Raw genomic sequence first — 11,771 nt, 5'->3', positions numbered from 1 at the left:
GGGTTTGTGCCCAAATGCCTGATCCATTTGCATTAGTGCTGGATTAGAGTGCTTCGTGGTGCGGCGCCCAGACCGCGCCCCAGCAACAACACAAGGAGACATTCATGCGATTCACGCGACATTCCCTCGCCCTGGCCGCCCTGACGCTCGCCGCTGCGGCGCAGGCCCAGATTTCCGGCAACACGGTCAAGGTCGGCGTGCTGACCGACATGGCCGGCCCCTACTCCGGCATGGGCGGCGCAGGCTCCGTGGTGGCCGCGAAGATGGCGGTGGACGACTGCCTCAAGGCCGAGTGCAAGGGCATGAAGATCGAGGTGGTGAGCGCCGACCACCAGAACAAGGCCGACATCGCCGCCACCAAGGCGCGCGAGTGGCTGGACCGCGACGGCGTGGACGCGATCGCCGACATCACCAATTCCGCCGCCGCACTGGCCGTGCAGAAGCTGGTGCGCGAAAAAGGCGGCATCGCCATGTACAGCGGCCCCGCCACCACGCGCCTGACCGACGAGGACTGCGCGGAAAACGGCTTCCACTGGATGTTCGACACGTATTCCTCGGCCTCCGGCGCGGCTGCCGCGCTCACGAAGAACGGCGACAAGAGCTGGTACTTCGTCACCGTGGACTACGCCTTCGGCCATTCGCTGGAGAAGGATGCGTCCGAAATGGTCAAGGCCCATGGCGGCACGGTGCTGGGCAGCGTGCGCCACCCACTCAACGCGAGCGACTTCTCGTCCTTCATCCTGCAGGCGCAGAACTCCAAGGCGCAGGTGATCGGCCTAGCCAACGGCGCGCAGGACACGGTCAACGCCATCAAGGCCGCGCGCGAATTCGGCATCACCGGCGAGAAGGGCCAGAAGGTCGCCTCGCTGCTCATGTTCCTGACCGACGTGCACTCGCTGGGCCTGCGCCAGGCGCAGGGCCTGATGTTCTCCGAAGGCTTCTACTGGGACATGGACGACAAGGCCCGCGCCTTCGCCGCCCGCTTCGAGAAACTGCACAAGGGCTACAAGCCCACGATGGTGCAGGCGGGCGTCTATTCCAGCGTGCTGCACTACCTGAAGTCCGTCGCCGCGGCCAAGTCCGACGACTCGAAGGTGGTGGCTACGATGATGCGCAAGCTGCCCATCGACGACCCCGTGATGCGCAACGCCAGCATCCGCCCCGACGGCCGCGTGATCCACGACATGTACCTGTTCCAGGTGAAGGCGCCCAATGAATCCAAGGGCGCGTGGGACTACTACAAAACCGTGAGCACCATCCCCGCCGACGTCGCATTCAAACCCCTCGCCCAGTCGGCCTGTCCGCTGGTGAAGAAGTGAAACCCGGAGCCATTTCCATGACCACACCCACCACCATCCACCACTTCATCGGTGGCAAGCCCTATCCGTCCAAATCCACCGAGTGGCGCGACGTGACCAACCCCGCCACGCAGGAAGTCGTGGCGCGCGTGCCCTTCGCCACGCGCGAGGAGGTCGAGCTGGCCGTCTCCAACGCGCAGGAGGCGTTCCAGACCTGGCGCAGCACGTCGCTGGCCGTGCGCATGCGCATCATGCTGAAGCTGCAGCACCTGATCCGCGAGAACACCGCCGAGATCGCCCAGCTCATCACCCGCGAGCACGGCAAGACCCTGCCCGACGCCGAAGGCGAAGTGGGCCGCGGCCTGGAAGTGGTGGAGCACGCCTGCTCCATCACCACGCTGCAGCTCGGCGAGATCGCCGAGAACGCCGCGACGGGCGTGGACGTGTACAACCTGCTGCAGCCGCTGGGCGTGGGCGCGGGCATCACGGCGTTCAACTTCCCCGTGATGCTGCCCTGCTTCATGTTCCCGATGGCGATCGCCTGCGGCAACACCTTCGTGCTCAAGCCTTCGGAGCAGGACCCCAGCTCCACCATGCGCCTCGTCGAGCTGGCCCATGAAGCAGGCGTGCCGCCCGGCGTGCTCAACGTGATCCACGGCGGGCCCGAGGTGGCCGACATGCTCTGCGACCATCCCGACATCAAGGCGCTCTCGTTCATCGGCTCCACCCACGTGGGCACGCACATCTACCGCCGCGCGAGCGAGGCGGGCAAGCGCGTGCAGTCGATGATGGGTGCCAAGAACCACTGCGTGGTCATGCCCGACGCGCCCAAGGAGCACGCGCTCAACAACCTGCTGGGCTCGGCCTTCGGCGCCGCGGGCCAACGCTGCATGGCCAATTCGGTCGCCGTGTTCGTGGGCGCCGCGCGCGACTGGCTGCCCGAACTGGTCGCCAAGTCCAAGGCCATGAAGGTCGGCCCCGGCACCGACCGCGCCGCCGACCTCGGCCCCCTGGTGAACCCGCGCGCCAAGCAGCGCGTGCTGGGCCTGATCGACTCCGGCGTGGCGCAAGGCGCCAAGCTGCTGCTCGACGGCCGCGACTGCACCGTGGCCGGCTACGAGAAAGGCAACTTCGTCGGCCCCACGGTCTTCGCCGACGTGACCGACCAGATGGATATCTACAACCAGGAAATTTTCGGCCCCGTGCTCAACGTGGTCTGCGTGGACACGCTGGATGAGGCCATCGCCTTCATCAACCGCAACCCCAACGGCAACGGCACCTCCATCTTCACCAGCAGCGGCTGGGCCGCGCGCAAGTACCAGCACGACATCAACGTGGGCCAGGTGGGCATCAACGTGCCGATTCCCGTGCCCGTGGCCTACTTCAGCTTCACCGGCTCGCGCGCCTCCAAGCTCGGCGATCTGGGGCCCAACGGCAAGCAGGCCGTGCAGTTCTGGACGCAGACCAAGACGGTGACGGCGCGCTGGTACGAGGATCACGGCAGCAGCAGCGACGGAGTGAACACCACCATCACGATGAAGTAAGCCGCGCTATGCTTTAAGGAGCTGGTTGCGCTTGTCTTTCCATGGTTTCAGGTCAATTTGATACTGGAACCCATGGCTCACAAGCGCGACCAGCTATTCTTTTTGAAGCGATCCGAACCGCTCGCCCAGCGCCTCGGCCAGCCCGAATTCCTCCAGGATCGCCGCCAGCCGCTCGTGCGCGCTGCGCTTCTTCTGGCCCGTATAGCGCGCCAGGATCAGCTCGTTCTTCATGCTGTGCTCCCAACCCACCAGCTCCGTCACCGTGACTTGGTAGCCCGACGCCTCCAGGTACAGGCAGCGCAGCACGTTGGTGATCTGGCTGCCCATCTCGCGCGTGTGGATGGGATGGCGCCACAGTTCGGCCAGGGGCGTGCGTGAAAGGCTCATCGCCTTGTTCTGCCGCAGGCACGCGGCCACCTCCGCTTGGCAGCAAGGCACGAGCACCATGGCGCGCGCCTGCTTCTGCAGGCCGAAGGCGATGGCGTCGTCGGTGGCCGTGTCACAGGCATGCAGCGCGGTCACGAGGTCGAAGCGCTCGGGCAGCTCCGCCGCTCCAGCCGCATCGGCCACCGACATGTCGAGGAAGCGCATGCGGTCGAAACCCAGCCGCGCCGCCAGTTCGCGCGAGCGCTGCACCAGCTCGGCCCGCCACTCGATGCCGTAGATCTCGCCGCGCCCGAGCTGCTTGAAGAACAGGTCGTAGAGGATGAAGCCCAGATACGACTTGCCCGCACCGTGGTCGGCGAGCAGCGGCGCGTGCCCGTCCTGAGCCATCTCGGCCAGCAGCGGCTCGATGAACTGGTAGAGGTGGTAGACCTGCTTGAGCTTGCGCCGCGAATCCTGGTTGAGCCGGCCCTCGCGCGTGAGGATGTGCAGTTCCTTGAGCAGTTCGATGGATTGGCCGGGCCGCAGTTCGGCCAGCACCGCCGCGTGCGCTGCATCGGCCTTGTTTGCTGCGCGGCTCATGCCTTGTGCGCCACGGGGCAGCGCGGCCCCACGTCCAGATCGTCCCAGCCCTGTGCGCCCAGGCGCTCGAGCACCTCGATGTTGCGCTCGAAGATCTCCTCGGCCTCGGGGAAGGCTTCCACCGCGCTGTCGATGCTCTCTTCGCGCAGCAGGTGCAGCGTGGGGTACGGCGCGCGGTTGGTGCAGTTGCCCACGTCGCCCACTTCCGTGCCATCGAACTGAAAGCGCGGGTGGAACGGCGCGACCTGCAGGATGCCCGCCAGGTCCATCGCCTCGACCAGTTCGTCGGCCAGCTCCAGGAAGTCGTTGAAGTCCAGGAAATCGGGCAGCGCCTGGGGCGCCATGAGCAGCGTGGTGTCGCGCTTTTCCGGCGAGGCCTCGGCGAGCGCCTCCAGCTCGCGCTGCAAATCTTCCAGCAGGCCACGCGCATCCGTCGCATGGCTCACGGCGTAGTGGATCTGGCCCTTGGTGTGCACGCCCTTGGCGAAGGGGCAGAGGTTCAGGCCGATCACGGCACGTTCCAGCCAGCGCACCGTGTCCTGCACCACGGTGGCATCGTCGTATTCGTGGGTTGTCATGGGCGGGAGTGTAGGCGTCAGCCCAGCAGGTGCTGGCCGGTGAGCCGTTCGTGCTCGCGCAGCGCGAAGCGGTCGGTCATGCCGGCGATGAAGTCGGCCACCGTGCGTGCACGGTGCTGCGCGTCGCCCTCCCGGGCCTGCGCCGCCTGTGCCGGCGGCATTTCCCCAGGCGTAGACTGGTAGATGGCGAACAGCTCGCGCACTACCTGCCGCGCCCCTTCGGTGGTCTGCATGACCTGCGGGTGGCGGTACAGCTGCTGGAACAGGAAGCGCTTGAGCGCCTGCGACTGCTCACGCATGGCCGGTGAGAAACCCACGAGTGCGGGCAGGCGACGCACGGCGCTCACATCGGCGGGCGCGTGCGCGTCGATGGCCGCGCGCGTGGTATCGATCACGTCGTAGACCTGGTCGCTCAGCATGCGGCGGATCGCCTCGCTGAGCAGCCGCCGCTCCACCAGGTGAGGATACTGAGCCTGGGTGGCGGCGCGGTAGCGGTCGAACAGCGGCACCTCGCGCAGTTGCTCCAGCGTGATGAGGCCGGAGCGCACACCGTCGTCGATGTCGTGCGCGTTGTAGGCGATCTCGTCGGCCAGGTTGCACAGCTGCGCCTCCAGCCCAGGCCGCTCGCCGGCCAGGAAGCGCCGGCCCACGCCACCCGGCTCGCGCGCCTCGATCAACTCGGCGTTGCGCCGCGAGCAGTGCTTGAGGATGCCCTCGCGCGTCTCGAAGGCCAGGTTGATGCCGTCGTAGGCGGGATAGCGCTCCTCCAGCGTATCGACCACGCGCAGGCTCTGCAGGTTGTGCTCGAAGCCGCCGAAATCGGCCATGCAAGCGTTCAGCTCGTCCTGCCCCGCATGGCCGAACGGCGTGTGGCCCAGGTCGTGCGCGAGGCTGATGGCCTCCACCAGGTCCTCGTTCAACCGCAGCGAGCGCGCGATGGAGCGGCCGAGCTGCGCCACCTCCAGCGAATGCGTGAGCCGCGTGCGGAACAGGTCGCCCTCGTGGTTGAGGAACACCTGCGTCTTGTAGACAAGCCGCCGGAACGCAGTGGAATGCACGATGCGGTCGCGGTCGCGCTGGAATTCCGTGCGCGTAGGCGCGGTGGGCTCGGGGTGCCTGCGCCCCCGCGAATACGCCGAATGGCAGGCATAGGGAGCCAACAGGGATTCAGGCATGCAATTGGCCTCTAGCGCTTTCTGGATAAGCGCGAGCAGCTATCGAATTTATATCATGCCGCGCAGCAGGCGTCGATCACCTCGCGCACCAGCGCATCGGGCGCAGGCCGCATCACCGCCTTGCCGGGGCCGTCGATCAGCACGAAGCGAATTTCGCCCGCCTCGGCCTTCTTGTCCACCCGCATCAGCTCCAGGTAGCGGCCCGCGTTGTCCTGCGCGTCGATCACCGGCCCACACACGGGCAGGCCTGCACGCTCGATCAATGCACGCAGCCGTGCCACGAAGGCCGCATCCACCATGCCCAACCGCAGCGACAGCTCCGCCGCCATCACCATGCCTGCCGCCACGCCCTCGCCATGCAGCCATACGCCATAGCCCATGCCCGCCTCGATCGCATGCCCGAACGTGTGGCCGAAGTTCAAGATGGCGCGCAGCCCCGTCTCGCGCTCATCCGCCCCCACCACAGCCGCCTTGATTTCGCAACTGCGTCGCACCGCATGCGCCAGCGCACCACGCTCGCGCGCGAGCAGGCCGTCCATGTTCTGCTCCAGCCAGGCGAACAGCTCCATGTCGGCGATCGGCCCATATTTGATGACCTCCGCCAGCCCTGCCGCCAGTTCGCGTGCGGGCAACGTGCCCAGCGTTTCCAGATCGCACACCACCAGCCGCGGCTGGTAGAAGGCGCCGATCATGTTCTTGCCCAACGGATGGTTGATAGCGGTCTTGCCGCCCACGCTGGAGTCCACCTGTGCGAGCAGCGTGGTTGGCACCTGCACGAACGGCACGCCGCGCATGTAGCACGCGGCGGCGAAGCCCGTCATGTCGCCGATCACGCCGCCGCCCAGGGCGAACAGCACCACCTTGCGGTCGCAGGCCTGGCCAAGTAATTCATCGAAGATGCACTGCAGGGTTTCCCAGGTCTTGTACTCCTCGCCGTCGGGCAGCACCACGGTGTGGATGGCGGGGTAGCGCTTTGCCAGCGCAACAGCCAACGCGTTGCCGTAAAGCGGCTGCACCGTGTTGTTGGTCACAATCAGCGCTGCCGTGCCCTGGGGCAACGCCGCGTGCTCGGCCAATCCTGCGAGCAAGAGAGAGCCGATGTCGATGTTGTAGCGGCGGTCGCCCAGATCGATACGCACGTGCTGGGTGGAGTTGGACTGTTTCATCGAACCGTGTTCCAGGTTGGCAAAAAAAATCCCCAGGCATGCTGGGGAGGGCTTGTCAGCTCAGGGGACTGGCCCCTGGGCGGCCCGGAGTCGCTATGGTACTCCGGGCCTGGGGCTGGGGGCTGCCGCGAGTTACGGGCAGGTCACAGTGACCGACACTTGCCGCGTCACGCTCGTCACCCCCTTCGTCGCCGTGACGAAGAATCGGTATGTCCCTGCGTCACCCGTGTCTGGCGGCACGGCAGCCGCATCGCACTGAGCCGTTGTGCCCGAGATAAAGCCCGTGGTGCCCGCAGTCCCTCCTTTGAGCCAATCTGGCAGGGCATCGAAGGACCATGTCACACCAGACACAGAAGCAGTGAAGGCGTAAGCGAAGTTCGCCCCACTTCCCACGACACCCAACGGGCAGACTTCGTTCAGGTTGCAATTGCCAATCGCAAAGTCTTCCGGCTTCACTGCCCCAACCAGATTGAGCGTGATGGTGCCAGAAGCCTGCCGCTTGTTCTTGTCCCTCACCGTCACGGTCGCACGGTAAGGGCCTTCGGCGTCATCGGGCGTGCCGCTGAGCAGACCCGTGTTCGCGTCGACAGCCAACCCCTTGGGCAGCCCTGTGACCGACCAGGTGAGCGGCGGCAGGCCGCCCGTGGCCGTCAGCAAGTGGGTGTAGGGAATAGTGTTGGTCACGTCGCCCAGATTGACGTCGGCGACTGCCGGCGCGGCAGTGAGCGCTTCCAGCACCGGCATCACATCAATGATGGAGATCGGATCCTGGATGCCGTTGCCGACGTTGTTGTCATAGCGGTCTGCCGTGAACTCCAGGTAGATGGGCCCCGTGTCGTTGCCGCTGAGCAGCGAGAACTGTGCCACGCCACCGATCGAAGGCAGTTGCAGCACCCCACCGCTCAGGCTGCCCGCCACCAGCCGCGCACCGACGGCCGCATCGGTTCCTGGAAGGATTCGCACCTGCACGTTTGCGCCAGAGCTGCTGGACACGGGCTGGATGGCGTCGTCATGAACCTGCACATTCATGGCAACAGTGCTTGGAATGAGGTTCACATTCCCCTTTGTCCCCATGTAATTCGCCGGAGTAATCATGCGAACGCTCGCGGGCTTGCCGGAGGTGCCGCCCACCACTATCTCCACGCTCTTGCTGACCTCCTTCTTGTCCCGCGGATCGGTCACAGTGCAGGTGATGCGCGCAGTGCCCGCCTGATTCTTAGCATGGAAGTGGAAAGAATTCCCTCCCGAGTTGGAGTCCAGCTTGAAGTTGCGGTAAGCCTTAGGCACCTTGATCTTGCCACCGTTGCCATCATCAACTTCCGTCTCATGCTCCGGATCTCCGTCTAGGTAATACAAAGACCCGGAATCCAGTCCACCAGCCATGTTGCAGGCGAAGATGTCTTCACCACCCGGAATAGGCCGCCCCCCCTCCTTACCCTCTACATACAGCGTGGTAGAGAAAGGTGCATATACGCCTTGTCCCACCGGATAATTGCTGACATTAAGGGGTAGCTGTGTTTTTTCAGCACGCAACGTGATGCTGTATGGCGAATGAGATTCACCTCCACTGCCACCGCCACCGCCGCACGCGGAAAGAACTGCAGCCATTGCCGCCGATGCCATCATCGCTCTGGATATCTTCATGATTTTTTCACCTTCAAACATTCAACGCACAGGCCCGCGATCGGTAATGACCTTGGGCGTAATGAAAACAAGCATCTCTCGCTTCATAGATTCCTTGGTACGGCTCTTGAACAAGTTTCCGAGTACCGGCACATCACCCAGCATCGGTATTTTGTTTTCTTGATTGGTTTCTTCTATCTCAAAGATGCCGCCAATTACCACAGTCCCACCATTTTCTACAAGCACTTGAGTCTTGATATGCTTCGTATCAATGGCTACGCCCTGTTCAGTAATCTCGCCACGGCTGTCCTTGTTGACATCAAGGTCAAGGATGATATTGCCTTCTGGTGTGATCTGAGGCGTGACTTCGAGCTTAAGCACTGCTTTTTTGAACGCGATCGTCGTGGCGCCATTCGGCGCCGTGACCGAATAGGGATATTCCGTGCCCTGCTCGATCAGCGCCTTGGTCTGGTCGGCGGTGATGAGGCGCGGACTGGAAACGATCTTGCCTTGGCCATCGGCCTCCATCGCGGACAACTCCAGCGAAAGGAAACGGTTCGCAGCCGAGTTGAAAATGGACAGGGCGAATGAGCCAGATCCCGCCACGTTCGACAGTTGCGCAGGCAGGTTCACAAAGCTGCCATCAGTCAAGCTGCCGCCGACCAGACCCGAATTGGTAGCGTTGCCATAGTTGGTGCCCCATGCCATGCGGTTTCCACCACCGATGCTATAGCCACCGTCGCCACCACGCTGAGCACGCAAGTCTCCGCCGCCCAAGCGAACACCCAATGCACGGCCAAACGTGTCGCGTGCCTCGACGATACGCGCCTCGATCATGACTTGCCGCACCGGTACATCCAACGTCAGCAGCAGTTGGCGCACTTCTTCCAATTTAGCAGGAGTGTCTGTCACGAAAAGTTGGTTGGTCCGTGGTTCGGAGATAGCGCTGCCACGTTCAGAGAGAAAGCGCGTGGAATGCCCACTGCCACCAGATGAACCCCCGCCAGTAGTAGTAGAGAGTTGCACCACCATGTCTGCAGCCTTGGCATAGTTCAATTGGTAGGCTTGTGTACGCAGAGGCTCCAGCTTCTGGATAGCCAAGGCCGCCTCGTAATCTTTCTTGGTGCGTTCGTCGATTTCATCTTTGGGTGCGATCCACAGGACTGTCCCAGACTTTCGCATGCCCAATCCCTTGGCATCCATGATGATCTGCAGGGCTTGGTCCCACGGCACATCCTTGAGCCGCAGCGTCAAGGCACCGGTCACCGTATCCGATGTGACGATATTGAAATTCGTAAAATCAGCGATGACCTGCAGCAGAGAGCGCACTTCGATGTTCTGGAAGTTCAGCGACAGCTTCTCGCCCGAATAATTCGGCCCCTGGGTGAGTTTGCTGAGATCAACCTTTTTCGGGCGCACTTCAACCACGAATTGATTGTCGCTCTGGTAGGCACTATGCTCCCACTCGCCCACCGGTTCGATCGACATGCGCACACGCTCACCATGTTGGGTTGCGGTGATCATCTGTATGGGAGTACCAAAGTCGGAGACATCCAGACGACGGCGCAATCCTTCAGGCAGAGATGAGCGTAGAAATTCCACCACCAATCCCTTGCCTTGCTGTTGCAAGTCCACGCCTACCTGGTTGCTGCCCAGACCGACGACAACGCGACCGGAACCATCGGCTCCACGGCGGAAATCCAGGTCTCTCAGGGGCAGAACGTCAGATGTCTGGCTTTCAGCGAAGACCGTCGGAGCCGCGCTGGGCACCATAGCGCCCCCTGTGACAGGCTCCAATAGAACCACCAGGGTCTTGCCCTGTATTTCGGCCCGGTAAGGAGCGGGCTGCTTGAGGTTGAGCACCACCCGCGAGCGCTCTCCCGCCTGAACGATATTGGCCGACTTGATGTTGCCCTGGTTGATATCGATCAAAGAGCGACCTGTGGCGTTGACCACCCCAGGAAAATCGAGAGCAATGCGAGCAGGGCTCTGAATGGAGAATCCTGTTGGAACGTCTTTGGGTGCTTCCGAAAGTTCAATGCGCAACACTTCCGCGCCGCCCTGCAAGAATCCGGAAATAGATTCGATCGCTCCGTTGGCATGCGCAGCCGAAGTACTCAGCAAAGCAAGAAGTACAGCGCCTGCAGCCCACAGACGCTGACGTAAGCGAGTATTCCTTTGAATCATTTCTTCACCTCTGTTCCCTCTTGCAGATCAAGTGTCGTCATGCGCTCCACCCAGTCGCCTGAGGGGTCCTGGACAATCTCCCGCAGCCGCATATTTGTTTCTGTAATACCTACGATTTTCCCGTAGTTCTGTCCAAGGTAGTTGCCAACACGCACCTGGTACAAAAGCTTGTCCACACTCAACAGGGCAGTGGGTGTGCCGGTCTTGTTCAGGCTGCCGACCATTTTTACGGCATCGAGCGGATAGGCTTCTAGAGGCTCCTTGCGCCGCGCCATTTCCGGCGCAATCAAGGAAGCGTTGGCCACCCCCTGAGACGATTCACGCCGCAGCGCCTGTGTCAGCTTCATCGGATTGAAAGGATCTACCCCATTCTCTGCCGTGTAGTCCTGAGGAAAGAACTGTTTGGGCTCGGTCAGCGGCGTCACCCGCGGCTTGGTAGTGGCGCGCAAGTCCGACATCCATTGGCGCAATTCATCCTCACCGCTGGGCCCACACCCTCCCAGGACTATCACGCCCGCGGCAAGGAGCCATCTATGTAGACGCATCATTTCTTGCCCTTCCCTGCGGCGGCGGTTTTTTGCGCCTGGATTTCCTCCTGGTCCAGGTAGCGGAAGGTGCGCGCGGTCGCCTCCATGGTCAAGTTGCCCACGGCGTCTTTTTGCGGAGGCGCAATTGCTACGTTATTCAACGTCACGATGCGGGACAGATTGGCGACGTCCGAAGCAAAAGCGCCTATATCGTGGAATTTACCTACCACACGAATAGAAATTGGCAGTTCCGCATAGTAGTCTTTAACAACCACTTGTCCCGGCCGGAATAATTCGAATTGCAGGCTGCGGCCCAAGCCAGCCTGATTGATATCGGAGAGCAAAGCAGACATTTCTGCTTTGCTGGGCAACTGCTTCTCCAGCTGAATCACATATTGCTGGATTTGCTCACGCTGCTTTTTGAGCGCGTCCAGGCTGACGGCTTTGATCAGCTTCTGCTGATAATCATTGCGTAGCGTTTGCTCCGTGTTCTGCTCCGCCACCAGCTCATCCTCGAATTCGGACAGCTTGAAGAACCACAGAAAGGTAGCTACGCCCGCAGCGATCAGCACGCACAACAGGGTACGGGGCAAAATCGGCCACAGGGATGGGTCCTTGGGGTCCAGATTCTGGAATTGGTGCTGCAGATCGCTCTGCAGCTTCGCGAAATCGACTTTCGGCGCCTTGTCTTTAGTTCTGGCCATGGC

General features: G+C 62.5%; 10 protein-coding genes. 2 read left to right on the top strand and 8 right to left on the bottom strand.

From position 1 onward, the window contains the following. Positions 1 to 104 precede the first annotated feature (104 nt). Both AVS7_RS13890 and AVS7_RS13885 read left to right on the top strand, forming a co-directional pair. Complete coding sequence (locus tag AVS7_RS13890; protein ID WP_020229017.1) at positions 105 to 1,319, top strand: ABC transporter substrate-binding protein; 1,215 nt, start codon at positions 105 to 107, stop codon at positions 1,317 to 1,319. Positions 1,320 to 1,336: 17 nt separating this feature from the next. After that, complete coding sequence (locus AVS7_RS13885; RefSeq protein ID WP_020229016.1) at positions 1,337 to 2,842, top strand: CoA-acylating methylmalonate-semialdehyde dehydrogenase; 1,506 nt, start codon at positions 1,337 to 1,339, stop codon at positions 2,840 to 2,842. 93 nt (positions 2,843 to 2,935) lie between these two features. Here the strand turns inward: AVS7_RS13885 and AVS7_RS13880 are convergent, their stop codons facing one another. The 8 genes from AVS7_RS13880 to AVS7_RS13845 form a co-directional block, all read right to left on the bottom strand. After that, positions 2,936 to 3,808 (bottom strand): SAM-dependent methyltransferase, encoded by an 873-nt coding sequence (locus AVS7_RS13880; protein WP_020229015.1) that lies wholly within the window; start codon positions 3,806 to 3,808, stop codon positions 2,936 to 2,938. Beyond that, a complete protein-coding gene (locus tag AVS7_RS13875; protein ID WP_020229014.1) occupies positions 3,805 to 4,386 on the bottom strand; it encodes a DUF1415 domain-containing protein in 582 nt (193 codons plus the stop codon). The genes AVS7_RS13880 and AVS7_RS13875 overlap by 4 nt, the downstream gene beginning before the upstream one ends. Before the next feature lie 17 nt (positions 4,387 to 4,403). Further along, positions 4,404 to 5,561 (bottom strand): deoxyguanosinetriphosphate triphosphohydrolase, encoded by a 1,158-nt coding sequence (locus AVS7_RS13870; protein ID WP_020229013.1) that lies wholly within the window; start codon positions 5,559 to 5,561, stop codon positions 4,404 to 4,406. A gap of 53 nt (positions 5,562 to 5,614) precedes the next feature. Further along, complete coding sequence (gene aroB / locus AVS7_RS13865; protein WP_020229012.1) at positions 5,615 to 6,727, bottom strand: 3-dehydroquinate synthase; 1,113 nt, start codon at positions 6,725 to 6,727, stop codon at positions 5,615 to 5,617. 132 nt (positions 6,728 to 6,859) lie between these two features. After that, the gene (locus tag AVS7_RS13860; RefSeq protein ID WP_234450020.1) at positions 6,860 to 8,392 is read right to left on the bottom strand and encodes an Ig domain-containing protein; all 1,533 of its coding nucleotides are present in this window, start codon (positions 8,390 to 8,392) and stop codon (positions 6,860 to 6,862) included. Beyond that, complete coding sequence (pilQ, locus tag AVS7_RS13855) at positions 8,393 to 10,537, bottom strand: type IV pilus secretin PilQ (RefSeq protein ID WP_024001585.1); 2,145 nt, start codon at positions 10,535 to 10,537, stop codon at positions 8,393 to 8,395. Continuing rightward, positions 10,534 to 11,082: a pilus assembly protein PilP gene (locus AVS7_RS13850; RefSeq protein ID WP_369799107.1), complete on the bottom strand. Its 549-nt coding sequence runs from the start codon at positions 11,080 to 11,082 to the stop codon at positions 10,534 to 10,536. The genes pilQ and AVS7_RS13850 overlap by 4 nt, the downstream gene beginning before the upstream one ends. Beyond that, positions 11,082 to 11,768: a type 4a pilus biogenesis protein PilO gene (locus AVS7_RS13845; protein ID WP_020229008.1), complete on the bottom strand. Its 687-nt coding sequence runs from the start codon at positions 11,766 to 11,768 to the stop codon at positions 11,082 to 11,084. The genes AVS7_RS13850 and AVS7_RS13845 overlap by 1 nt, the downstream gene beginning before the upstream one ends. Between the last annotated feature and the right edge of the window lie 3 nt (positions 11,769 to 11,771).

This window comes from Acidovorax sp. MR-S7 (assembly GCF_000400995.2).
In the GTDB taxonomy this organism is placed as follows: domain Bacteria; phylum Pseudomonadota; class Gammaproteobacteria; order Burkholderiales; family Burkholderiaceae_C; genus MR-S7.
Note: the sequence above shows the minus strand (reverse complement) of the source record. Positions and strands in the feature narration are given on the sequence as shown.

Bases quoted from the DNA above. Each gene is read 5' to 3' on its own strand.
- AVS7_RS13890 (WP_020229017.1), top strand. From the start codon at position 105: ATGCGATTCACGCGACATTCCCTCGCCCTGGCCGCCCTGACGCTCGCC.
- AVS7_RS13885 (WP_020229016.1), top strand. From the start codon at position 1,337: ATGACCACACCCACCACCATCCACCACTTCATCGGTGGCAAGCCCTAT.
- AVS7_RS13880 (WP_020229015.1), bottom strand. From the start codon at position 3,808: ATGAGCCGCGCAGCAAACAAGGCCGATGCAGCGCACGCGGCGGTGCTG.
- AVS7_RS13875 (WP_020229014.1), bottom strand. From the start codon at position 4,386: ATGACAACCCACGAATACGACGATGCCACCGTGGTGCAGGACACGGTG.
- AVS7_RS13870 (WP_020229013.1), bottom strand. From the start codon at position 5,561: ATGCCTGAATCCCTGTTGGCTCCCTATGCCTGCCATTCGGCGTATTCG.
- aroB (WP_020229012.1), bottom strand. From the start codon at position 6,727: ATGAAACAGTCCAACTCCACCCAGCACGTGCGTATCGATCTGGGCGAC.
- AVS7_RS13860 (WP_234450020.1), bottom strand. From the start codon at position 8,392: ATGTTTGAAGGTGAAAAAATCATGAAGATATCCAGAGCGATGATGGCA.
- pilQ (WP_024001585.1), bottom strand. From the start codon at position 10,537: ATGATTCAAAGGAATACTCGCTTACGTCAGCGTCTGTGGGCTGCAGGC.
- AVS7_RS13850 (WP_369799107.1), bottom strand. From the start codon at position 11,082: ATGCGTCTACATAGATGGCTCCTTGCCGCGGGCGTGATAGTCCTGGGA.
- AVS7_RS13845 (WP_020229008.1), bottom strand. From the start codon at position 11,768: ATGGCCAGAACTAAAGACAAGGCGCCGAAAGTCGATTTCGCGAAGCTG.